The organism is Dyadobacter sp. CY327 (assembly GCF_021390415.1).
GTDB classification, from domain to species: domain Bacteria; phylum Bacteroidota; class Bacteroidia; order Cytophagales; family Spirosomataceae; genus Dyadobacter; species Dyadobacter chenhuakuii.
The window spans coordinates 303,036-324,287 of the sequence record NZ_JAJUXJ010000008.1; the positions used below are offsets into that span (position 1 = coordinate 303,036).

The window sequence follows — 21,252 nt, forward strand, 5'->3', positions numbered from 1 at the left end:
ATTCAAACATTCACTCATTCACTCATTCACCCATTCACTCATTCACTCATTCACCCATTCACTCATTCACTCATTCACTTCTAACAACTATGCTCATCTACGGCGCCGGCGGCCACGCCAAAATTATCATCAGCCTGTTGCGGGATGCAGGATTTGAGATCCATGCGATCTTCGACGATGATCCGGTCGGGAAAACTTGTGCAGGATTTTCTGTTTCAAATTATGATCCTGGGTTGCAATCTGCTCAGCCTTTAATTCTTGCGATTGGCAATAATATGATCCGAAAGAAACTGGCCGCTGAGGTAAGTCACGGTTTTGCCAATGCATTTCATCCTTCATCCCTCATTGCGCCTGATGTTCAGTTTGGTTACGGCAATGCAGTACTGCATCGGGCTGTAATTCAAACAGATACAAATATCAGGAATCATTGCATTGTCAACACCGGCGCATTGATCGAACATGAATGCCGGATTTCGGACTTCGTTCACATTGGGCCCGGGGCCGTGCTTTGTGGTAATGTTACAATTGGCGAATGCACCTTAATTGGCGCCGGAAGCGTGGTGGTTCCCAATGTTATTATTGGAAAAAACTGCGTAATCGGCGCGGGAAGCGTTGTTACGAGAAACATTCCCGATGGAGCCATTGCCCGCGGAAATCCTGCCCGAATCATTAAACAAACACACTATGGAAAAGAGAATCTGGCTGTCCCCGCCACATATGGGCGGGACGGAAATGAGTTACATTCAACAGGCATTTGACACAAACTGGATCGCACCGGTCGGAGCGAATGTGGATGCTTTTGAGAAGCAGATTGAGGAGTTTATGGGTTACGGACATGTGGCAGCACTGTCCTCGGGGACCGCGGCGTTGCATCTTGCGTTAGTTTTGCTTGGCGTCACGAGAGGGGATTTCGTGATATGTCAGTCCTTCACATTCGCAGCCAGTGCTAATCCGATTATCTACCAGGGCGCAACCCCTATTTTTGTTGACAGTGAACCACTTACCTGGAATATTTGTCCGGATGCCTTGGAAAGCGCTATCAAGCATTGTGTCAGAAAAGGCAAAAAACCCAAAGCCATCATTATCGTGCATTTATATGGCATGCCCGCGCGTATGGATGAGATTTTAACATTATGCCATCACTACGACATTCCATTGATCGAAGACGCTGCGGAAGCACTTGGCTCTGCATACAAAGGGCAAAAGGCTGGCTCATTATGCAGGTTTGGTGTTTTCTCTTTCAACGGAAACAAGATCCTTACGACATCGGGTGGCGGGGCACTGTGGTCGGCCGATCAGACGGCTATTCAAAAAGCTAAGTTTTTGGCAACGCAAGCCAGAGATCCTGCACCGCATTATGCGCATTCGGTAACCGGTTACAATTTCAGTTTGAGCAACATTTGCGCAGGAATAGGGAGAGGACAAATGCAGGTTCTGGAAGATCGAATTGCCCAAAGACGCACGAATTACGCATTTTATCAACGAACATTGAGCACATTACCGGGACTACAATTTCAGAATGAACCTCCTGAATGCTTTTCCAATCGCTGGTTAACCGCACTAACGTTGGATTTCCAACAAACAGGAATCGCTCCCCAAACACTAATAGCAGCACTGGAATACAAGAACATTGAATCCCGGCATTTATGGAAACCGATGCATTTGCAGCCTTTGTTTAAGGACGCGCCTTATTTCGGGGGCACCATTGCCGGTGACTTATTTCGATCCGGCATTTGCCTACCCTCCGGTTCCAGCCTGGCGGAGGATGATTTGCATCGCGTTATCCAAGTTATTACCAACCTTTTTGCATAAAAAAATGTCCGCGAACGATGCCGCGGACATTACATTTTACACTGATATTGAAATGCTTACGAATTCTAATCTGCTAAAACTTCTATTTCGAATTGCAACGGTGCGTAAGGCAAAATTTTGTCGCCCCTACCGGTTTTCCCATATCCTAGTGCCGATGGGAAAATAATGATTGCTTTTTCTTTTTTTCGTAGTTTACGCAACGCACGGTCGAACCCTGCAATAGTGCCTCCTGATGAAGTTGTAAATGAGCTGGTGCCTTCATCAAACTTGACGTCGTCCAGAAGCTTACCTACATATTTAACTTTGACCGCTTCTCCGGCTTTAATCGTATCGCCGGTTACTTGGTTTGATCTGATAATAATCAGGTTATCAGATGTCCGCTCAAAATTTTTGTAATTCTTTTTGGCAATGAATTCATCAATCTGCTGCACTTCTGAGCGTGTTTGAATAAATTCAACTTCCAGACGGATCGGCGAATAAGCCGGAATGTTCACTTTATCCACATTTCCGGAAGCCAGATAAAAAGGCAAGAAGAATGTTGCTTTTTCGCCCGTCTTCATCAAAAATATCCCTCTCTCAATGCCACCCCAGAAAAGGTAACCTTCAACCGGGAAGGTAAAAGTTGTCTTGCTGTCCACAGTTGACGACACCACTTTGGTCCCGTCGAGCAGATAACCTGTGTATTTGATGGTTGCAGCATCTCCTCTTTTCGCAAGCTGGCCGTTAGGGTTCGCAACGCGGGTGATGTAATAAAGGCCGGAGCTGTCTCTGATTGCTTTTGATCCCAGACTGTCTGTTTTGAGATAGTTCTCGATCGCGGTCTCGTTTTCCTTCACTTTTGCCGTGTCATCCGGACCATCCGAATCCATACAACCCGACAAACCGATAAGCAGCGCAAATACGATGACCAATGATAAATTAATTCGCTTCATTTCTTTTCCTTCTTCTTTAAAATTAATGGGGACTGATACTATTAACACAGATGCTAGTAACCTTGAAATGGTTGTAATCAGGATTGAAAAAGGGAAACTTTTACATTCTTTTCGTAAAATTTACAACACGGCCTCAAGGGGCACTCCATGCATTTTGGGGTTCTGGCGAGGCAAATATAGCGCCCGTGCAGAATGAGCCAGTGATGCGCCTTATGAACGAGATCTTTGGGAATATATTTTAAAAGTTCTTTTTCAACCGCAAGTGGCGTGGTAGCCGTAAGCGGAACCAGTCCAATGCGTCGTGAAACGCGAAAAACATGGGTGTCGACAGCCATAGCAGGCTGATTGAAGATAACGGATGCAATCACATTTGCAGTTTTCCGTCCGACGCCGGGCAGCTTCTGCAAGTCATCTATGGAAGCGGGCACCTCGGAATTGAATTGCTCGACGAGCATTCTCCCCATGCCCACTAAATGTTTGGCTTTGTTATTGGGATAAGAAATGGAGCGGATGTATGTAAAAACCTCCTCCACATTAGAGGCCGCCAGTGCAACCGGATCGGGGAACCGCTCGAAAAGCGCAGGCGTAACCATGTTCACACGCTTATCCGTGCATTGCGCGGAAAGGGCTACGGCAACCAGCAACTCATAAGGACTTCCGTAATGCAGCTCTGTCTCAGGTTCTGGGAAGTTATTGGTAAAATAATCAAGGAAGAACTTGAATCGGTCTTTTCTAAGCATAGGAAAATCCTGCCTGCAAATTAATACAGGCGGTTACAAATTAAATAAAAAGACCCACCTCTTAAAAAGAAAGAGCGGTGGGTCTTTTTGGTAAAAATTGTTGGGAGTATTTGAAAACTTTCGCAACCGACGAATCCGAAGGGGTCCGAACGATTTTATCCATCTGGCTCTGAATGTCGAGCGAGTCCAGATAAAAGCTCATCAAATCATTGTCAAGCGCTAGGGCCTCAACAATCAGGTCGTTTTCAGTCTCTGTTGTTTCGGCATATAAATACCTTACAACGTCATCGTAGGTAAAAGTTTTTGTCATACTGTGGGGCACGTTGGTTGAATTGCTTACGCAAGTTTATCAACGCGTAACGCATCCTGCCCAATGCCGTATTAATACTCACTCCTGTTGCATCGGCAATTTCCTGAAAACTCATGTCCTCATAGTGGCGCATGATCAAGACTTGCTTCTGAACATCAGGTAACCGCTGGATCATCTCCCGCAGTTGCTCATGTGTTTCCTGACGAATCTGGATTGACTCTACGGAATCCTCCGAAAAATCCAGCGTATTGAAAACACTGCTTCCATCTTCAAATACTACATTGGGGTAGCGTTTATCGCGTCTGAAATAATCAATGGCGAGGTTGTGTGCGATACGTATAATCCATGGCAGGAACTTGCCTTCATCATTATATCTACCACCTTTTATCGTGTCAACGGCCTTGATAAATGTATCCTGTAATAAATCCTCGGCTACATACTGGTCCTTGACAATCAGATAAATAGTGGTGTATATTCTTGATTTATGGCGCTGAACGAGCTTTTCAAATGCCTTTTCATTACCGCGGATATACAATGTTACCAACTCACTGTCGCTAACTTGGACTTTCTCCATTTTTACTATTCGATTTAGTTAACGTAGAGCGGTTCGTCGATATTGTTTCTCCTTTCTGTTTAGTGAAATATTGAACTGTCTTTTCTGTATTTTGAATTATACATATCAAAGAAATGGATTTGAAAAAGAATTTGCAAATCTTTAGGTTTCTTTTTTTTGTAAAATAAATTTCATTAACAACTGTTAACAACAAACCCCTCTTTTGAAGAATATACGTGTACTGGCTGTACGCTGTGTTCCTATTGCAATAATTAATAGAACTTATCAAATGACATACGACCCGGTTATGCCGTTTGGATCACTTCTTATTTTTTATTTATGAATTTTGGCGAATAAAAATTAAATTTCACTTTTCTAATAAAATTTGAATTTTTACCAGATATGAAATACCGGCATCTTTTCTTCGATCTGGACCATACACTTTGGGATTTTGAAAGAAATTCTTCCGAATCGCTGGAAGAAATTTTTCACACATTGACCCTGATTCAGTACGGCGTATCGTCTTTGGACTCGTTTATCCAGTCTTTTTTGAAAATAAATACCGCACTGTGGGATGCATTTGACCGCGGAACTGTGCACCATACCTATATACGTGAAAACAGGTTCAAGATGGTGTTTGAAGAACTCGGCGCCAACTTGCCTCCTAATCACACAGAAATCGGCGAGGCCTATCTTCGAACATTGCCGGATAAGAAGCATTTGCTGGAAGGCGCGCTCGATCTGCTCAACTATGCGAACTCGGCTGGCTATTCCATGCACATCATTACGAATGGTTTTAACGAAATCCAGGCGAGGAAGATCGCGAGCTCGGAAATAGGCCACTTTTTTGAGAACATCATTACGTTCGACACGGCAAACGCCAAAAAGCCGGATCCTAAAATTTTCGCTTACGCCTTGGAAACGGCCCGGGCGGTGCCATCGGAGAGCATTATGATCGGGGATAACTGGGTGGCCGACATTATGGGTGCGAAGCAATTTGGAATGGACACGGTTTATTATAATCCCGCCGGACTCCAATTTGACGAGAGCCCTACATACGATATCAGGCGCCTGGAAGAATTAATGCTGATCCTTTAAACTTCCTCTTCATAGAATGTGACGTTTTTCTCGCGCAGAAATTGCTTGATCACGTCCACATGCACGCATTGGCCCACATTCAGGAAAGGATAATTAGAAACCCTTTTCCTTTGTCCTTCCGTCGTCACTTCCCTGTTCACCTGGTCAAATCCCAAATGCAGGTGGCGCGTGGAGCTTTGCATACCGTAAATGATCCCATTTGTGTCAAAAAGCGGCCCGCCACTCTGTCCTCTCAATCCTGGGGTGCTCATTTCAATGCCCACAACACCATTGCTTTCACCAATATGGCGCGTAATAATGCCGTCGATCGGGAAACTCGGCGTGTTGATGCGGCCTGCTTTGAGCCACTCAATGTCACCTGTGTTTTTGTTGTATTGATAATTGGTAAATTCGGGAAACGGATAGCCTAAGCGGCAGAGATATCGTCCTTGCTTTACAAGTCTGGAATCTTTTAAAAAGCGCGCATAACCCTGATATTGCTTGCTGTCATAATCCCGGAACTGAATGATCGCCAGATCCTGAGTCGGGTGCAGGTGAATGGCCAGGCCTTTGTAAGCCGTAACGCAGTTGATAAAATTAAAAAGTATCCGGATCGGATTATCGTTGCTGATCCTGTATTTGGTTTCCAGAAAAGCGCGCTGTGTTTCCAGCCCGGGATCTTTCTCAAATTTTCTGAGCTCACCCTTAAATTTGAGGTAATTCTCATAAATGGAGCTGGCATACAAGATCTGCTGCGCTACGTGCCTACAGGTAATCGCAAAGCCATTTTCATTCACAAAAAACAATGTAGCAGTGCCCGGCACAATGTCACTGCCGGTGTAATAACGCAATATAAAATGAATGGGACGGGTGTACTGATCTACTTTTTCAATAGCTTCAACAAACATAAGGAGCGTGCAGACGAGCGGTTTACTTGGTGATAGGAACCAATGCTTCTGTCTGGTCCCAGCTTAAAATCATGTTGACGCCGCCCGGTATATCTTCGAAGTAAATATTGAACAATTCCTGAACTGTCGGCCTGATCCTGATAGGCACTTCCACGCGCATCACATCTTTGCCATCATTATATTCCGTGCCCCACTGGCCGCTCTCCGAGTTAAGGATAATTTTCCAGGTGCTCTGCCCAGGGACCGAGTAAAGCGAATAAGTGCCCGCTTTCACCGGCTTGCCGCCGATAGACAGGCCCTCGCCGAGTTCAATGAGTGTGGCTTCATTAGCGCCGGTGCGCCAGACTTTTCCGTAAGGCGCAAGTGCCTTGTCCTGTTCCCTGCCAAAAAGCAGTCTTCCTTTCTTGCCTGGCTTACTATAAGTGACTTTTACACTTACACCATTGTTCGTCGTTTCTGCAACTGCTTCCGGGCTGAAAGATTTGGTATATTTTCTCATTCCAAAAAATCCAGCTAAAACAACAACGAGCACGCCGGCAACGATAAGGAGAATTTTTTTCATAGGATCAAGGGCAAACGATTTTATAAAAAGTGTACGTAACTGAAAGTCGTAAATAGTAGTAATTATCTTTTAAGGACGGATCGCCTTGCTGAAATTTATCAGTCCCTATCGGATCCCCTCCCAAGTTATCAAGATAATCCGAATAAGTTTTTCTGGCTCCGTATTCGATGCCAATGTTCCAGGGACGCCGGATCTGATATTTGATCCCGACCCCATAAGGAAGCACAAACGAGCTGGTTTTGTAACCCACACCCTGCGGATCAGGATTGAATTTGGTATACCCGATTCCTCCAAAAACATATGGACTCCAGTTCACAGCAAAACGCCGTTCCTGAAAATTAAGAAAGTTATATTCCGCAACGGCGCTTCCTTCAAAAATGCGCGATGTGAATGAAAAATTACGCGCTTGCTGAAAAGGATCCTTGCTATGCTTGTCCTCCGCACCGATAATGCCGCCCATCAGTTCCGCCCGCAGAGACAATGCCTGGGAAGGATTATACCGAAAAAAAACGCTTCCGGCGGGTTTGAAAAAACGAAGCCTAACTGAAGGTGCAATGTCTCCCTTGTAATTCAATGCGCCTAACCCCGCTCCTATCTCGATTTTTTGCGCCATAACCGCATTCCCGGAGGCCACAAAAAAATAAATACCTGCCGCCAGATTAAGCAGCAAGTATTTTGCATTTATAAATTTTAAAGAAGACTTCAATGGATGCCTTAGTTATTTTAATGGAGGACATTTGATCTGCGATGGCAACATATAGTTGATATGGATCATACCAAAAAGATAGTTGTCCGTGTAAGTAGGGCTGTTTCCCCGGTCTGTGCCCGGCGCTCCAAAGCCTGTGGTTGGCAATGCTGCCAAGGGATCATTGGTATCCAGCATGTAGTTAACCACAAGGAATTTTTTCAAAGCCTCCGTGCGGTCAGCTCCTTTTCTTGCAGCATAACGCTCTGTTGTCCTGTTACTTAGTGCAAGTGCAGTCGGATTGTCCGCAAACAATGCCGGATCCGCATATTTTCCGTGCGCATCATCTAAGTAATCTGTAAATGTCTTACGGAAACCCAGTTCTGCTGAAATATCAAACTTAGAGTTGATCTTATAGCGAACACCAATTCCTAAAGGAATAGCAAATTGAACCAGCGAATAAGGCTTATCATAACCTTCATTCCCCTGACCCTCAGTTCCCAATGGCTGTAATTTAACCCAATCGCCATCCAGCGAATCAAGTGCTTTCGGGTTGTGGGCCGTAAGCGCTATCCCAGCGAACAGGTACGCTCCAAACTGCGGCCTTCTGTCGTAGCTTCTGTTATCAGGTGTCAGTTTGAAAATACCCTGCACAGAAAATTCTTTCAGATCATTTCTGAAATGCAGGTTTCGGGCGTAAAAAATGTTGGATTCCTGTTTCTCGCTACGATTCATAATGTAATCGTCACCCGCGATACGCGCATAAATAAAGCTTGCTCTTGCACCCAGACGGGGCGTAAAATGGCGTGTGTAATTCCCGCCAATGCTCCAACGCATCATTTTAAATGTGGAAGCAAGTGGCCTTCTGTAAGGTGCGAAATCTCCAAAATAGCTAGAAGTCCCGAGCCCAAATCCGGCTGTTGAATACGGAACAAAAATGCCCCTGCTCTGCGCCTGGACATCCTGATTCATAAACAAAAGCCCACAAGTCAAGATAAACACCAATGCCCCGGACACTTTCTTTAATTCAGATTTTCTACGCATTTGTGAGATCAATTTTTTGCAAAAATAGAACAGTTGTTGGTTTTATTCAGGGTATATCACCATTTCAACGTATTTCCGAATGATTTATTTGTAACACTAAAATTTTTTAATGTTGCCAAAAATAAAACTTCATTATCATTGCAAATGGAAAAACAGCCTTTGCAATGATTTCAAGCACCAATCTTCACTTTTCTTACTCCGCCCAAAAGAAGTTCAGCTTCCCTGACATTCACTGCAAGGACAAGGAAACACTGCTGATATTGGGCCAGTCGGGTAAGGGAAAAACGACATTGCTGCACTTGCTGGCGCTGCTGCTGAAACCTGAATCGGGACAAATCCTAATCGCAGAAAAACCGGTAACAGCCCTTTCCCCGGAGGAAGTAACGAAGATAAGAGCGAAAAATATCGGGATCATTTATCAGAAACCCCATTTTGTCAGCTCGCTTTCGGTTCTGGAAAATATACTGCTTTCCAACTATCTGGCAGATCAAAAGGAAAACACACAAAAAGCCCGTATGCTGGCGGAAAAACTGGGGTTTGCGGAACATTTGAACAAAAAAACCAATCAACTCAGCCAGGGCGAGCAGCAGCGGGTTAGCATTGCCCGCGCACTCATGAACGAGCCAAATGTCATTCTTGCCGACGAACCTACGTCCAGCCTAGACGATAACAATACCCAAAAAGTAATCACATTATTAAAGGAACAATCCGCCTCCATAGGCGCAAGCCTGGTTGTGGTCACGCACGACCAGCGGTTGAAAGATGCGTTTTCCAACCAGGTCCACCTTTAATAGTGCCATTATCCTAATCCTGAACAGATGAATGTTGTCAAAATAAGTCTGGCCAACCTGAAAGAGAAAAAGCTGAACAGTTTTTTAAGTGCGCTTTTGCTTACGCTGGGAATTGGTATGATATCGCTGCTTTTGCTGCTCAACAAACAACTGGACGAGCAGTTTCGCCGGAACATTCGCGGCATTGATATGGTGGTGGGAGCCAAAGGCAGCCCGCTGCAACTGATCCTGTCCAGCATTTACCAGATCGACGCGCCTACGGGCAATGTGCCGCTGGCCGAAGTGGATGCATTGCGTAAAAACCCTTTTGTTAAAACCGTAATTCCGCTTTCCATGGGCGACAGTTATCAGGGGTTCAGGATCGTGGGCACGACGCCAAAGTATATCGAGCATTTTCAGGCAAAACTGGCCAAGGGGCAGATTTATAATGCTTCGATGGAGGTTGCAATCGGCAGTAAGGTGGCGGCAATGTCACAGCTGAAAATCGGCGATACATTCGCCAGCTCGCATGGGCTCGACGGTGCGGGCGAGGCGCATAATGACAAGAAATACAAGGTTACAGGCATTTTCGAAACCACTGGCTCCGTTGTCGACCAGCTTATACTGACCAGATTATCAAGCGTTTGGGACGTTCATGCGCATGGAGAAGAAGGCGCTGCCAAACATGAGGAGCATGAAGAGCACGACGAAGCCGAAGCAGGCAGGCAAGTTACCAGCGCACTGATCCAATTCCGGAATCCAATGGGCTTAATGACCCTTCCGCGGCAGATCAACGAAAACACATCCATGCAGGCTGCATTACCCAGCATTGAAATAAACCGGCTTTTCTCGCTGCTGGGCGTGGGCATTGAAACACTCCGCGCATTAGCACTTATCATTATCAGCATTGCGGGGATCAGCGTTTTTATTTCGCTTTACAATTCACTGAAAGAACGAAAATACGAGATGGCGCTCATGCTTTCTATGGGCGCAACGCGTACAAGGCTATTCCTGATGCTATTGCTGGAAGGCTTAATGCTGGCCGTAATCGGCTATTTTTCAGGGATTATTCTGAGCCGCGTTGGGCTTTGGCTGTTTTCGAGAGCCGCAGAGCAGGATTTTCATTATTCGTTGCGGAAATTCACGATTCTGCCCGAAGAAATTTACCTGTTTTTTGCAGCCTTGCTGATCGGCTTCCTGGCCTCGGTGCTTCCCTCGCTGGGCATTTACCGGTTGAATATCTCCCGCACATTGGCAGAGGAATGATATTCTGCGTAAATTTGTTTACTTAGTTAAATCCTAACCAAGACAAAATAAGGCGCAATGAAATCTGTAAGAATCATCATATTGCTTTTTTGCTTTACCTCTTTATTCGCATTTACGCCGGCTGTTAATCCAGTTAAGGTGACGTGGGAAACGTTGCGTGATGTGACTTTTAAAAAGAAGTGGTATGCCGAAGAATCCATTTATATGCTTCATCCTACGTTCGGGCCGAGTGTTCAGAAGTTGAAAAATCAGCAGGTTACCATTACGGGATACATTCTGCCTGTAGATCTGGATGCTAATTTATATGTGCTTTCAGCCTTTCCTTTCAGCGCGTGTTTCTTCTGCGGAGGTGCTGGTCCTGAGACGGTTATGACTTTGAATTTCAAGAAAAAAGATGGCCGCAAGTTCAAAACGGATGAACGTCTGACCTTCGTAGGAACATTAAAGCTGAATGCAGACGATATTTATCAGATGAATTACATCCTGGACGGCGCTGAAATCGCTGAGTAATCAGATTCCGATCAGCCGCCAGACGCCGGAAATGAAGAAAAGCACGAGTCCAACCGGCGTTAAGACTTTCCATCCCAGATACATAAGCTGATCTACACGCAGTCGCGGGAGCGTCCAGCGTGCCCACATTTGAATTAAAATTCCAAAAATCGCTTTGCCCAGCAGCCAAAATATGCCCGTAATGTAACCAAACCAGGTTCCGGGTTCTCCACTGGTCCAGTCGGCCAGCTTCAACGGGCCAATGTTAGGGAAAGGCGTATTCCAGCTTCCCAAGAACAAAATAGCGCCTAAGAGGCACACCAGCAGCATCATTCCATACTCCGAAAGCATGAAAAGTGCCCAGCGCATGCCTGAGTATTCGGTGTGAAATCCGGCAACCAGCTCCGATTCACCTTCCGGCAAGTCAAAAGGTGCGCGGTTACATTCTGCCAATGAGGCTATAAAGAAGACAATGTATGCCAATAGTAAAAAGGGGTTCCGGACAATGTTCCAGGACAAAAATCCACCTACATTCGTCACATCAATGCCCAGGTCTTTTATGCCAAATAAATAAACAGGCTCATTGGAATAAATGCCTTGCTGAAAACTGATAATCTGTAAATCCAAGGTCTGCGAAAGCATTACCACGCACAAAATGGATAATCCCAGTGGAATTTCATAGGAAATGATCTGCGCCACAGCACGCATGGCACCGAACAGCGCAAACTTGTTATTAGAACCCCATCCGGCCATTAAAAGCCCTATAACGTCCACGGAAACAATGGTCAGCAAGAAAAACACGCCGACCGATGCCCCTGAACCGGCCAGGTCAGGCGCCAGCGGAACAACTGCAAAACCAGCAAAAACGGAAACAAAAATGACAAACGGGGCGAGAAGAAAAAGACGCCTGTCCGCGGCTTTTGGAACGATATCCTCCTTTTGAAGGAGTTTGAGCAAATCGGCGAAAAGTTGAAGCAAGCCCCATTTACCTACTTCCATCGGACCCATCCTATCCTGAATAAATGCAGAAACCTTGCGCTCCAGATAGACGCCGATGACCACAAAACCAGGCACAAGAAGAAGAAAAATGATGAGTGTAAACGGTATCAACGGTGTTTCGGAATCTTAGTGACTGCCAAAAGTAAACAAAAAACTTACTCTACTTCGTCTGGTTCGCCGTTATATCCCGATTCCTGCAAAATCTGTGCAGCGTTTTCCATTCCCATCAATTCGGAAAGGGTTACGCCCGGATTTTCGGCCCTGAAACGGTTTACGATCCGCCAGCCCACCCAACGCGCAATGGCGCCCGGCACCTTTTGCCCGATTTCGGTTGTGAATGGTCGTTCTTCAATAAACTTCTTTTTTTTCATCTCCGCAGACTCATACAGCAATTTTCCAGCAATAAAATAGGCCCATATCTGCTGCTGGCTCGCATCCGTTCTGCGCAAATTGTCGGCCGAATATCCAATGACCAGGCTATCCGCGGCAGTCGGCATGATTTGCTTTACAAATGCATAACCCTTGCCATAACCGATCATATCCGCGAGCAATGTCTTGTCGGTAGGATCAATTTTGTTGAAACGGTTGGATTCGAAAAAGACGATAGAAGGAACAATGTATTCTTTCTGGTATCTGCGCAGCTGATAATCAAATACATCCGGACGATACATGGCGCTTGGCCCGCCGAAATAATCCAACCCGATAATGATCAGTGAATCGGTAATATATAGGTCTGTCCCTGTGAAGCCTGTTACCAAAAACTGCACTTTGGGTGCTTCGAAGGCTGGATAATGATATTTTATTTGCTTAAATGCTTCCGCCAGCGGGTCAAGAATGTTCTGTTTACGGTCGCCTATGAGGCTATCGAGCTGACTGCGAAACGCTTGAAAATCAGGATTTTGTAAAATACTGAATAAATGCGTTGCCAGCTGTCGGGGATCCATTTGTGAACTCGCAAAATATTCCTTTGCCAGATATGGACGCGCGTCGAGAAAATTTTCCACATCTTTAACCGATTTGCAGGCAAAAAGTGCCTGATCAAGGTTTTCGGACTGAACATTGACAACGGCCTCACTCGTGTCGGATTCGAGGCGCTTATCTTTGTTACAGGAAATAAAAGAAACAGAAATCAGGAAGCAAAAGAGAGCAAATCTCGATAGGAACATAGCCTTAATATCAAATGACGGATAACGATTCAAAATTAGAAAAAAAACAAATAAGCATTCTGGGATGCGGCTGGTTAGGTTTTCCATTAGCTCAACGCTTACTAAGCCTGCATAGTACGTGGGAAATCAGTGGCAGCACCACTACAATGCCAAAAATGAACGCATTCGTGCAAAAAGGAATCTCGGCCCATTTGATTCCGATGAATCCTGACTTCATATCCAAAGAAGGTCTGGATACATTTTTCGACGTTGATACGCTTCTGATCTCGTTACCACCGCGCCTGACGAAGAATGAACCTGGATTTTATGTAAAACAGATCAAAGCAGTCATTCAGGAGATTAATCAGTCGAGAATCCGCGACATTATTTTCATTAGTTCAACGGGCATTTATCCCGAGCTGAACCGGATTGTAGTTGAAAATGATGTAAAAACACCTGAGGAATCGGAATCTCCGGAAATGGTTGCGGCGGAAAATCTGTTAACTGCATTACGTCCCGACCATAATGTTACCATTCTCAGGCTGGGAGGCTTACTAGGCTATAACCGCATTCCAGGGAAATATGTGCAGGGTAAAAAAGATATGACAACCGGCTCAATTCCTGTTAATTACATACATAGGGATGATGCTGTGGGAATTATAACGACCATTTTTGAAAACGGCATCGTGAACGAAACATTCAACATTGTATCGCCGATCCACACAACGCGCCTTGAAGTTTATGAAACGTCCTGCGCACAATTCGGCTGGGAAGCACCCACATTTATCGAGCCAATCGAAAAGCCCGACTTCAAAGTTATATCAGGTGAAAAATTGGATAAGCATTATAAATACGACTTCAAATTTCCCGATCCGTTACAGTTTTATTATAGTCTGGAAGATGTTGGTGCATAAAAAAAATCCGCAAGACAGATCTTGCGGATTTTTAACTACATCTAATCTATTATTATTGAGCGCCCAGCAATTCAGTAAGCTTGCTTTCCAATGCTGGCCCGCGTAAGTTCTTGGCAATGATTTTCCCGTCTTTATCAATCAGGAATGTGGCTGGAATGGCATTCACGCCATAAGTTTGCGCAACGCCGGAATTCCATTTTTTTAATTCCGATCCATGCAGCCATTTCAGCTTATCGCGCTCAATGGCCGTTTTCCAGGCTTTTTCGTTATCATCCAGTGAAACGCCATAAATATCAAACCCTTTGTCCTTGAACTTATCATACATGCGAACAACATTCGGATTTTCCATCCGGCAAGGTCCGCACCAGGATGCCCAGAAGTCGATCAAGACAAACTTTCCGCGCAGTGAGGACAATGCAACCGGCTTTCCGTCAGGGCTATTCAGTGTAAAATCAGGCGCTTGCTGTCCGACTGAAACGCCCGCAATTCTTTTTATCTGACCAATAAATCCTTTTGCTAATGTCGGTGTTGGCGTTACTTTTTCGTAATCGTCGGCCAGTTTTTTAAGCATTTCAAGATCATTGTCCGGACTTAAAAAATTGTTGGCCGTAAAAAGGGCGACTAATGATGTGCCCATTTCAGGAAGCAATTTCTTAATTACATCCAGCCTTTCTTTGTCCGCGCCAGCAAATGCCTGTTGCACTTCCTGAATTTTTTTAGCGTCTTTTTTCTCCTCAGCCTTCGCATATTCTTCGTTCCAGCCCGTCACTTTGGCCGCGAAAGACCGCATAAGCTTGTCTATCTGACCATAGTATTCCATGTTTTTTGATCCGGAAATATCTGCGTTGCCACCATTTCCCTTTTCGTCCCTCGCAGTTCCGTCGGCAACAACATTGAATGTCTCACCACCTTCCACCAGCAAAATCACCTTCTGACGATCCGCAATGTTCAACGAAAAGAAACTTCCGCGATCATTCTCAACTCCTTTAATAGCAAATGTCCCGTCGGCCGCAAGCTGTGTAGAATCCAGCTTGATTGATGATCCGCCCGCCGTGGTTCGCAGCAATGTTACTTTCTCTCCTTTCGCGCCATTCTTCACTTTACCGTTAACCGAGAAATCCTTGGGTGCAAGTTGCTGTGCCTGAGATTGAAGGCTCAAAAAAGCTAGACTAAATATGAAAATACTTTGCTTGACTATTCCTTTCATAACCTTCTGTATTGTTTTTGTTAGGCTTGGCTATCAGAGTTTTGCGTTGAGCAACTGGCTTACCAGCTTAGGATCAGCGGTGTTATTTGATTTTTTCATGACTTCTCCCACAAAAAGACCCAGTAACCCCTTTTTTCCTTTTCGATAAGCTGCAACCTTATCCGGCATTGCGTCAATAACCTCATTTACCAACGTTTCAAGCTCGTTTGTATTGCTGTTCTGAATCCAGTTATTTGACGACGCGATCTCTTTCGGATCACGCTGCGGCTCAGCCAGAAGCACCGGAAATATCTTTTGCGTCGCCACCGAATTACTCACCACATCCGCCTCACTCAGGTCGATCAATGCAGCCAGACTTTCGGGACTGATCGGGAAACGGTCGATGTTGCCTTCGTGATCATTCAAATACGATTTCACAGGTCCCATCAACCAGTTCGAAGCAGCTTTATAGGCGTTTGTTTTGGCACAAACTGCTTCGAAGTAAGCAGCAATTTCACGCGTATCCGTAAGTACAGCCGCATCGTAAGCCGGAATTCCATATTGATGCGTAAATTTCTCACGCAGCTCGTGCGGCAATGCGGGCATATCGGCTTTTATGCTTTCAAGCCATTCGTCAGAAACAACAACCGGACTGAGGTCAGGATCGGGGAAATAGCGATAATCGTTCATCGTTTCCTTCACGCGCATGCCGTAAGTCTGCCCGCTTTCCACATCAAACATCCGCGTTTCCTGCTGGATCGCCTGCTCATTTTCGAGCATAGCAACTTGTCTCTTTTCTTCAAAACTAATGGCCCGCATCATGTTACGGATCGAGTTCATGTTCTTGATCTCCACTTTCGTGCCGAGTTTTTCAGCTCCCTTTTTCCTGAGGGAAACATTGACATCGCAGCGCAGCGAACCTTCTTCCATATTGCCATCGCTAATGTGCAGATAGCGCACAAGCCGGCGAATTTCCGTAACAAATGCTCCTGTCTCTTCTGCAGACCGCAGATCGGGCTCGGAAACCATTTCAACCAAAGGCGTCCCGGCGCGGTTGTAATCCAGCAATGTTTCGGTAACACTGCCATCATGCACCGATTTTCCGGCGTCCTCTTCCAAATGTATGTGATGGAAGCGGATCACTTTTTCGGTCATTTTTCCTTCCGCGTTTTTCGTGGAAATCGTCACACCGCCATTTTCGCAGATCGGCTTCTTGTCCTGAGAGATCTGGTAACCTTTCGGCAGATCAGGATAAAAGTAATTTTTGCGGTCAAAAATCGTCCTTTTACTGATAGAACAGCCACAAGCCAATCCTAAACGGACCGCATATTCAACTGCTTTCTTATTGATTTTGGGCAATGTCCCTGGTAATGCAAGCGTAAGCGGGCCAATGTTTGTATTAGGATCAGCCCCGAAAAGGTTTCTGTCCTGCGCAAAAAGTTTGGATTCCGTCAGGAGCTGACAATGCACTTCGAGTCCGATTACAGTTTCATACCGGGCCAGAAGTTCATCCGTGATGTCAGCCGGTTGCAGTGCGTTTTGAGTCATATTATAATAAAATGCGTTCGCAAAGATACGAATACGGGCCGTCCATAGCATGAACGGCCCGTATTTTCTAATATTGATAACCCTATTTTACAAAGAGTTGATCCAGTTGGCAATCACAACAATATCACCTTTTGGAACGTGTGCCATAGGCGCCATAGGCGGGTAACCAGGCCAGTGTTCCGGTTTTGGACTGTGAACCAGTTCTACAATTTGATCAGATGTATATTTTTTCTTGGCAACATCCGCATAAGCCGGCCCGATCACTTTGTCATATGGCTGGTGGCAGGCAAGACAAGCATGTTTGTTAAGCAATGCCGAAACGTCTGCCGGAACAGGCTTGCGTTTCGCAGGTGCCGCCGTGGGAGCTGCCGCTGCATCCGGATTAGTAGCAGCCGCTGCCGCACCTCCCTGACCAATTGCCGCGTCGCCAGAACCAGCATTTGCTGAATCACCGGCTGCCGGTGCCGCTGCTCCTTGTCCGGAAGCTGCCGCCGCAGGCGCTGGGGCAGGCTGATTTCTTCTTTCATTCTGCAAAGCTACAAGCGCCGTCTCCTCTCTGGATTTGCTGCCAGATCCGTAATAATGATCATATTTATCTTTGTCTTCCTGTGAAGAGCAACCAATGAAGAATGAAACCGCCAGAGCTATAAGCGCTAATGGGGTACTTTTTTTAAGAGTCATTGTTTTTAAATTAAGAATTTCCGCCAGAATAAGGATTTGCAAACTAACTGCACACGAAGAAAGTAAGTTTGCATTAGATTTCCTTCAAATTTAATGCAGAAATTGAAACTAGGCGGATTATAAGCACAACTTATTTATTTGTACACCAAGACCTTAATGGGACGCGGGCGGAATAAAATTTTTCAAAAAATATACTAAATTTATTAGAGAGCATTGTGAATAAAAGTAAATGTTCTTACTTTTGCAGTCCTATTTGTAAAAACGATGTAAAGCAATGGCTAAGAAAGGTAATAGAGTACAGGTTATATTGGAATGCACAGAACAAAAAGATAGTGGTGTTCCTGGAATGTCACGTTATGTGACTACAAAAAATCGGAAAAATACGCCTGGCCGTATGGAATTGAAAAAATTCAATTCATTCCTGAGACGCTATACAGTCCACAAAGAAATTAAATAAGTTTTTTAACTTTAAAAGATATACAGACATGGCAAAGAAAGTAGTTGCTACCCTGAAAAAAGAAGGCGGTAAAGCATTCGCCAAGGTTATTAAGGCTGTAAAATCTCCAAAAACAGGAGCTTATACCTTTAAAGAAGAAATCGTTCCTTTGGACGGTGTTCAAGGCGCCCTAAAGAACTAGACTGACATTGATTGCAATCGTCCCACTTAGCGAACCGAGCCGTCGGGCGGTCGATGTGCGATATCAAGTTTACAAAAAGTCCCTTTTGGGACTTTTTTTGTTTTATTTTTGAGCACACTTACACAAATACAGAACTTACCCCAATCACACCATATGAGCTTATTTGGTTTTTTTTCAAAAGAGAAAAAAGAAACATTGGACAAAGGCCTGGAAAAAACCAAAGACAGTTTCTTTGGTAAACTATCCCGCGCCATTGTTGGTAAAACCACAATTGACGAAGATGTTCTGGACGAGCTGGAAGACATCCTGGTAAGTTCGGATGTAGGCGTTGAGACCACTGTAAAAGTCATTAAGCGGGTTGAGGAGCGGGTTGCAAGAGACAAATATGCCACCACGGCCGAACTGGATGGCATTCTGCGTGAAGAAATCGCAGCATTATTGACAGAAAATAAATCCGTAGACTTTCACGACAGCTTCGAAACAAAGCATTTGCCCAAGCCCTATGTCATTATGGTTGTTGGTGTGAATGGTGTGGGAAAAACGACAACGATCGGAAAGCTTGCCCATCAGTTTCACCAACATGGTCATAAGGTTGTACTTGGTGCCGCCGATACATTTCGCGCTGCGGCCGTAGAACAGCTCAAACTCTGGGGAAAACGCGTTGACGTTCCGGTTATTGACCACGGCATGAACACCGATCCTTCCGCAGTGGCATATGACGCATTGAAAAAAGGAATGGAAACAGGCGCCGACGTGATCATTATCGACACGGCCGGACGTTTACATACAAAAGTGAACCTCATGAACGAGCTTTCAAAGATCAAGCGCGTCATGCAAAAGATCATCCCGGATTCACCTCACGAAGTCCTGCTCGTTCTTGACGGCAGCACAGGCCAGAATGCTGTAATCCAAGCCAGGGAATTCACCAAGGTCACAGAAATCACCGCCTTAGCCATCACAAAACTGGACGGAACAGCCAAAGGCGGCGTCGTAATCGGCATTTCCGACGAATTCAAAATCCCCGTCAAATACATAGGAGTAGGAGAGAAAATGGACGACCTGCAAGTTTTCGACCGGGCAGAGTTTGTGGATTCTTTGTTTAAGAAGATTGGCTAAAAATTTGATATTCTGTATCTTTGGTTATGGGCAAAATCAAAACATCCAAAAAGAATCTTGTCATCTCCGGTGCTCCATTGAGCGACGAAGCGTTCAAAGATATGATTAGGGACGCAGAAAAAGGCCCGTTTTTCAGCATGCAGGAAACAACCCAAATCATTGCCAAGTGGAAGTCGAAGTACGCGAAGTAGTCGTCAGTCAGGAAGCGTTACTGAGTTTAGAAGCAATATTTGCATATGGAATCGAGACATTTTCCTACGGTTCCGCTTCCGTATTTGTCGATGAAATTTATGCGCGTATAGAAAGCCTTTCCGCAAAATATCTGCATCATCCCGAATGCAGACAGCTGGTTACCAAATCAAAAAAATACAGAAATATCCGCTGCGGGAGCTATTTAATCATTTATAAGGTTACACCATTGCGGATAGAAGTACTCAACATCATTCATGCCAGCCGCAGCATTTCCAAAATCAAATCGGTTCGTAAGATTAAAATACAATCTACATAGTCATAATTCACTTAAAGCTAAAAGCCTGGCGCTGATAGCTAACTCTAATGAAAACCAAAGGAATAGTTAAGAATAAAGTCAATATTGTAACGCTGGGTTGTTCTAAAAACCTGGTGGATTCAGAGGTGCTTTATACGCAGCTCAAAGGAAACGGATTCGCCGTTGATCATGAGTCGAAAAAGGATGATTCCCAGATTGTTGTGATTAACACCTGTGGATTTATCGATAATGCTAAGGAGGAATCCATCAACACAATCCTGCGCTATGCTGATGCAAAAGCAGCCGGAATGGTGGATAAAGTTTATGTTACGGGCTGTTTATCACACAGATACAAAGATGAGCTTTCCGTGGAAATTCCAACCGTAGACGCCTGGTTCGGGACGAATGAGCTGCCACGGTTGCTCAAAACGCTGAAAGCCGATTACAAGCATGAACTGGTCGGCGAGCGTCTATTGACTACGCCTACCCACTACGCTTACCTGAAAATCGCCGAGGGTTGCGATCGCCCTTGCAGTTTTTGTGCAATTCCCATTATGCGCGGCGGTCACGTTTCCCGCTCTATTGAAGAACTTGTTAAGGAAGCAAGATCACTGGCTAAACGTGGCACCAAAGAACTGATCCTCATTGCCCAGGACCTGACTTACTACGGTCTTGATATTTATAAAAAAAGAAACCTTTCCGACCTGCTGGCCCAACTTTCCGATGTGGAAGGCATTGAGTGGATCAGGTTGCAATATGCTTACCCGGCCGGATTTCCGATGGACATTCTGGATATCATGAATGAGCGCAGCAACATTTGTAAATATCTTGATATGCCGCTCCAAACAGGCTCGACAGAGATTCTGAAATCCATGCGTCGCGGGATAACCAGAGAAAAAACGGAAGCATTGATCGAAACGATCCGTGCAAAGGTGCCTGACATTACATTAAGGACCACATTGATCGTAGGCCATCCGGGCGAAACGGAAGCGCTGTTTGACGAAACCTACGATTTTGTTGAAAAAATGCGTTTTGACCGTTTGGGAGCATTTCAATATTCCCACGAAGACAATACACATTCTTACACGCTGCCCGACGACATTCCTGCCGAAATCAAACAGGAACGCGCGGATGCCATTATGGAGCTGCAACAGGGCATTTCGTATGAACTGAACCAGAAAAAAATCGGCAATACTTACAAAGTCCTTTTCGATCGCAAAGAAGGCGGGCATTTTATTGGCCGCACGGAATTCGACTCGCCTGAGGTTGACAATGAAGTACTTGTGCCAGCCAGTCAGTATGTTCGGTTAGGGGATTTTGCCAATGTTAATATTACATCCGCGGAGGAATTTGATCTTTACGGGACGGTTATTTCCTAATAACGCTTTCC

26 protein-coding genes are annotated in these 21,252 nt (G+C 45.1%); 13 read left to right on the forward strand and 13 right to left on the reverse strand.

The window, feature by feature from the left end:
- Positions 1-89: 89 nt before the first annotated feature.
- Complete coding sequence (locus tag LZG74_RS24210; RefSeq protein WP_233799049.1) at positions 90-758, forward strand: acetyltransferase; 669 nt, start codon at positions 90-92, stop codon at positions 756-758.
- Positions 685-1,812: a DegT/DnrJ/EryC1/StrS aminotransferase family protein gene (locus LZG74_RS24215; protein ID WP_233799050.1), complete on the forward strand. Its 1,128-nt coding sequence runs from the start codon at positions 685-687 to the stop codon at positions 1,810-1,812. The genes LZG74_RS24210 and LZG74_RS24215 overlap by 74 nt, the downstream gene beginning before the upstream one ends.
- Before the next feature lie 65 nt (positions 1,813-1,877).
- Here the strand turns inward: LZG74_RS24215 and LZG74_RS24220 are convergent, their stop codons facing one another.
- The 4 genes from LZG74_RS24220 to LZG74_RS24235 form a co-directional block, all read right to left on the reverse strand.
- Entirely contained in the window at positions 1,878-2,744 is an 867-nt protein-coding gene (locus LZG74_RS24220; RefSeq protein WP_233799051.1) for an FKBP-type peptidyl-prolyl cis-trans isomerase, read from the reverse strand.
- A 77-nt stretch (positions 2,745-2,821) separates the two neighbouring features.
- A complete protein-coding gene (gene nth, locus LZG74_RS24225; RefSeq protein ID WP_233799052.1) occupies positions 2,822-3,484 on the reverse strand; it encodes an endonuclease III in 663 nt (220 codons plus the stop codon).
- A 61-nt stretch (positions 3,485-3,545) separates the two neighbouring features.
- Positions 3,546-3,794, reverse strand: a complete 249-nt coding sequence (locus LZG74_RS24230; RefSeq protein WP_233799053.1) for a hypothetical protein — start codon at positions 3,792-3,794, stop codon at positions 3,546-3,548.
- Positions 3,769-4,368, reverse strand: a complete 600-nt coding sequence (locus LZG74_RS24235; protein WP_026632052.1) for an RNA polymerase sigma factor — start codon at positions 4,366-4,368, stop codon at positions 3,769-3,771. Before LZG74_RS24235 ends, LZG74_RS24230 begins: the two co-directional genes overlap by 26 nt.
- Positions 4,369-4,749: 381 nt before the next feature.
- Between LZG74_RS24235 and LZG74_RS24240 the strand changes: the two genes are divergently transcribed.
- Positions 4,750-5,445: a YjjG family noncanonical pyrimidine nucleotidase gene (locus LZG74_RS24240; RefSeq protein ID WP_233799054.1), complete on the forward strand. Its 696-nt coding sequence runs from the start codon at positions 4,750-4,752 to the stop codon at positions 5,443-5,445.
- Here the strand turns inward: LZG74_RS24240 and LZG74_RS24245 are convergent.
- The 4 genes from LZG74_RS24245 to LZG74_RS24260 are packed head-to-tail and all read right to left on the reverse strand — an operon-like array spanning position 5,442 to position 8,623.
- Entirely contained in the window at positions 5,442-6,332 is an 891-nt protein-coding gene (locus LZG74_RS24245) for a trypsin-like peptidase domain-containing protein (protein ID WP_233799055.1), read from the reverse strand. The two genes, LZG74_RS24240 and LZG74_RS24245, sit on opposite strands and share 4 nt — an antisense overlap.
- A 22-nt stretch (positions 6,333-6,354) precedes the next feature.
- Positions 6,355-6,894, reverse strand: coding sequence for a DUF2911 domain-containing protein (locus LZG74_RS24250; RefSeq protein ID WP_233799056.1), 540 nt, complete (start codon positions 6,892-6,894; stop codon positions 6,355-6,357).
- A 4-nt stretch (positions 6,895-6,898) separates the two neighbouring features.
- The gene (locus LZG74_RS24255) at positions 6,899-7,600 is read right to left on the reverse strand and encodes a DUF6089 family protein (protein ID WP_233799057.1); all 702 of its coding nucleotides are present in this window, start codon (positions 7,598-7,600) and stop codon (positions 6,899-6,901) included.
- A 12-nt stretch (positions 7,601-7,612) separates the two neighbouring features.
- Positions 7,613-8,623: a hypothetical protein gene (locus LZG74_RS24260; protein ID WP_233799058.1), complete on the reverse strand. Its 1,011-nt coding sequence runs from the start codon at positions 8,621-8,623 to the stop codon at positions 7,613-7,615.
- A 164-nt stretch (positions 8,624-8,787) separates the two neighbouring features.
- On the opposite strand from LZG74_RS24260, the gene LZG74_RS24265 reads away from it, so the two are divergent.
- Genes LZG74_RS24265 through LZG74_RS24275 form a run of 3 tightly spaced genes read left to right on the forward strand, consistent with a single transcriptional unit; the run spans position 8,788 to position 11,169 of the window.
- Complete coding sequence (locus tag LZG74_RS24265) at positions 8,788-9,414, forward strand: ABC transporter ATP-binding protein (RefSeq protein ID WP_233799059.1); 627 nt, start codon at positions 8,788-8,790, stop codon at positions 9,412-9,414.
- A gap of 27 nt (positions 9,415-9,441) precedes the next feature.
- On the forward strand, positions 9,442-10,659 hold the full coding sequence (locus tag LZG74_RS24270) for an FtsX-like permease family protein (protein WP_233799060.1): 1,218 nt from the start codon (positions 9,442-9,444) through the stop codon (positions 10,657-10,659).
- A gap of 57 nt (positions 10,660-10,716) precedes the next feature.
- Complete coding sequence (locus LZG74_RS24275) at positions 10,717-11,169, forward strand: DUF3299 domain-containing protein (protein ID WP_233799061.1); 453 nt, start codon at positions 10,717-10,719, stop codon at positions 11,167-11,169.
- Here LZG74_RS24275 and LZG74_RS24280 read toward each other — a convergent pair whose 3' ends face one another.
- Both LZG74_RS24280 and LZG74_RS24285 read right to left on the reverse strand, forming a co-directional pair.
- Positions 11,170-12,255, reverse strand: a complete 1,086-nt coding sequence (locus LZG74_RS24280) for a complex I subunit 1 family protein (RefSeq protein ID WP_233799209.1) — start codon at positions 12,253-12,255, stop codon at positions 11,170-11,172.
- Positions 12,256-12,302: 47 nt separating this feature from the next.
- Positions 12,303-13,313 (reverse strand): gliding motility protein, encoded by a 1,011-nt coding sequence (locus LZG74_RS24285; RefSeq protein WP_233799062.1) that lies wholly within the window; start codon positions 13,311-13,313, stop codon positions 12,303-12,305.
- A 14-nt stretch (positions 13,314-13,327) separates the two neighbouring features.
- On the opposite strand from LZG74_RS24285, the gene LZG74_RS24290 reads away from it, so the two are divergent.
- Positions 13,328-14,206 carry an NAD-dependent dehydratase gene (locus tag LZG74_RS24290; RefSeq protein WP_233799063.1) on the forward strand — a complete coding sequence of 293 codons (879 nt, stop codon included), beginning with the start codon at positions 13,328-13,330 and terminating at the stop codon, positions 14,204-14,206.
- Positions 14,207-14,258: 52 nt separating this feature from the next.
- Here LZG74_RS24290 and LZG74_RS24295 read toward each other — a convergent pair whose 3' ends face one another.
- The 3 genes from LZG74_RS24295 to LZG74_RS24305 all read right to left on the reverse strand — a co-directional run bounded on the left by LZG74_RS24295 (position 14,259) and on the right by LZG74_RS24305 (position 17,621).
- Positions 14,259-15,413 carry a peroxiredoxin gene (locus LZG74_RS24295; protein ID WP_233799064.1) on the reverse strand — a complete coding sequence of 385 codons (1,155 nt, stop codon included), beginning with the start codon at positions 15,411-15,413 and terminating at the stop codon, positions 14,259-14,261.
- A gap of 33 nt (positions 15,414-15,446) precedes the next feature.
- Positions 15,447-16,940, reverse strand: a complete 1,494-nt coding sequence (gene gatB / locus LZG74_RS24300) for an Asp-tRNA(Asn)/Glu-tRNA(Gln) amidotransferase subunit GatB (RefSeq protein ID WP_233799065.1) — start codon at positions 16,938-16,940, stop codon at positions 15,447-15,449.
- Positions 16,941-17,027: 87 nt separating this feature from the next.
- Entirely contained in the window at positions 17,028-17,621 is a 594-nt protein-coding gene (locus tag LZG74_RS24305) for a hypothetical protein (RefSeq protein ID WP_233799066.1), read from the reverse strand.
- Between the two features lie 274 nt (positions 17,622-17,895).
- Here LZG74_RS24305 and rpmG point away from each other — a divergent pair, with 274 nt between their 5' ends.
- The 6 genes from rpmG to rimO all read left to right on the forward strand — a co-directional run bounded on the left by rpmG (position 17,896) and on the right by rimO (position 21,241).
- Positions 17,896-18,078 carry a 50S ribosomal protein L33 gene (gene rpmG / locus LZG74_RS24310; protein WP_026632037.1) on the forward strand — a complete coding sequence of 61 codons (183 nt, stop codon included), beginning with the start codon at positions 17,896-17,898 and terminating at the stop codon, positions 18,076-18,078.
- 28 nt (positions 18,079-18,106) lie between these two features.
- Complete coding sequence (locus tag LZG74_RS24315) at positions 18,107-18,259, forward strand: DUF4295 domain-containing protein (RefSeq protein ID WP_015813059.1); 153 nt, start codon at positions 18,107-18,109, stop codon at positions 18,257-18,259.
- Positions 18,260-18,412: 153 nt separating this feature from the next.
- A complete protein-coding gene (gene ftsY, locus LZG74_RS24320; protein WP_233799067.1) occupies positions 18,413-19,375 on the forward strand; it encodes a signal recognition particle-docking protein FtsY in 963 nt (320 codons plus the stop codon).
- Between the two features lie 26 nt (positions 19,376-19,401).
- The gene (locus LZG74_RS24325; protein WP_233799068.1) at positions 19,402-19,566 is read left to right on the forward strand and encodes a hypothetical protein; all 165 of its coding nucleotides are present in this window, start codon (positions 19,402-19,404) and stop codon (positions 19,564-19,566) included.
- Positions 19,542-19,883: a type II toxin-antitoxin system RelE/ParE family toxin gene (locus LZG74_RS24330; protein WP_233799069.1), complete on the forward strand. Its 342-nt coding sequence runs from the start codon at positions 19,542-19,544 to the stop codon at positions 19,881-19,883. Before LZG74_RS24325 ends, LZG74_RS24330 begins: the two co-directional genes overlap by 25 nt.
- A gap of 47 nt (positions 19,884-19,930) precedes the next feature.
- The gene (rimO, locus tag LZG74_RS24335; protein ID WP_233799070.1) at positions 19,931-21,241 is read left to right on the forward strand and encodes a 30S ribosomal protein S12 methylthiotransferase RimO; all 1,311 of its coding nucleotides are present in this window, start codon (positions 19,931-19,933) and stop codon (positions 21,239-21,241) included.
- The last annotated feature ends 11 nt before the right edge of the window (positions 21,242-21,252 follow it).

Excerpts from the sequence above, each read along its gene's own strand:
- ftsY (WP_233799067.1), top strand. The coding sequence starts at position 18,413 with ATGAGCTTATTTGGTTTTTTTTCAAAAGAGAAAAAAGAAACATTGGAC.
- LZG74_RS24305 (WP_233799066.1), bottom strand. The coding sequence starts at position 17,621 with ATGACTCTTAAAAAAAGTACCCCATTAGCGCTTATAGCTCTGGCGGTT.
- LZG74_RS24250 (WP_233799056.1), bottom strand. The coding sequence starts at position 6,894 with ATGAAAAAAATTCTCCTTATCGTTGCCGGCGTGCTCGTTGTTGTTTTA.
- LZG74_RS24270 (WP_233799060.1), top strand. The coding sequence starts at position 9,442 with ATGAATGTTGTCAAAATAAGTCTGGCCAACCTGAAAGAGAAAAAGCTG.
- LZG74_RS24290 (WP_233799063.1), top strand. The coding sequence starts at position 13,328 with ATGACGGATAACGATTCAAAATTAGAAAAAAAACAAATAAGCATTCTG.
- LZG74_RS24230 (WP_233799053.1), bottom strand. The coding sequence starts at position 3,794 with ATGACAAAAACTTTTACCTACGATGACGTTGTAAGGTATTTATATGCC.
- nth (WP_233799052.1), bottom strand. The coding sequence starts at position 3,484 with ATGCTTAGAAAAGACCGATTCAAGTTCTTCCTTGATTATTTTACCAAT.
- LZG74_RS24260 (WP_233799058.1), bottom strand. The coding sequence starts at position 8,623 with ATGCGTAGAAAATCTGAATTAAAGAAAGTGTCCGGGGCATTGGTGTTT.
- LZG74_RS24275 (WP_233799061.1), top strand. The coding sequence starts at position 10,717 with ATGAAATCTGTAAGAATCATCATATTGCTTTTTTGCTTTACCTCTTTA.
- LZG74_RS24215 (WP_233799050.1), top strand. The coding sequence starts at position 685 with ATGGAAAAGAGAATCTGGCTGTCCCCGCCACATATGGGCGGGACGGAA.
- LZG74_RS24240 (WP_233799054.1), top strand. The coding sequence starts at position 4,750 with ATGAAATACCGGCATCTTTTCTTCGATCTGGACCATACACTTTGGGAT.
- LZG74_RS24210 (WP_233799049.1), top strand. The coding sequence starts at position 90 with ATGCTCATCTACGGCGCCGGCGGCCACGCCAAAATTATCATCAGCCTG.
- LZG74_RS24325 (WP_233799068.1), top strand. The coding sequence starts at position 19,402 with ATGGGCAAAATCAAAACATCCAAAAAGAATCTTGTCATCTCCGGTGCT.
- LZG74_RS24235 (WP_026632052.1), bottom strand. The coding sequence starts at position 4,368 with ATGGAGAAAGTCCAAGTTAGCGACAGTGAGTTGGTAACATTGTATATC.
- rimO (WP_233799070.1), top strand. The coding sequence starts at position 19,931 with ATGAAAACCAAAGGAATAGTTAAGAATAAAGTCAATATTGTAACGCTG.
- rpmG (WP_026632037.1), top strand. The coding sequence starts at position 17,896 with ATGGCTAAGAAAGGTAATAGAGTACAGGTTATATTGGAATGCACAGAA.
- LZG74_RS24245 (WP_233799055.1), bottom strand. The coding sequence starts at position 6,332 with ATGTTTGTTGAAGCTATTGAAAAAGTAGATCAGTACACCCGTCCCATT.
- gatB (WP_233799065.1), bottom strand. The coding sequence starts at position 16,940 with ATGACTCAAAACGCACTGCAACCGGCTGACATCACGGATGAACTTCTG.
- LZG74_RS24285 (WP_233799062.1), bottom strand. The coding sequence starts at position 13,313 with ATGTTCCTATCGAGATTTGCTCTCTTTTGCTTCCTGATTTCTGTTTCT.
- LZG74_RS24265 (WP_233799059.1), top strand. The coding sequence starts at position 8,788 with ATGATTTCAAGCACCAATCTTCACTTTTCTTACTCCGCCCAAAAGAAG.
- LZG74_RS24315 (WP_015813059.1), top strand. The coding sequence starts at position 18,107 with ATGGCAAAGAAAGTAGTTGCTACCCTGAAAAAAGAAGGCGGTAAAGCA.
- LZG74_RS24295 (WP_233799064.1), bottom strand. The coding sequence starts at position 15,413 with ATGAAAGGAATAGTCAAGCAAAGTATTTTCATATTTAGTCTAGCTTTT.
- LZG74_RS24220 (WP_233799051.1), bottom strand. The coding sequence starts at position 2,744 with ATGAAGCGAATTAATTTATCATTGGTCATCGTATTTGCGCTGCTTATC.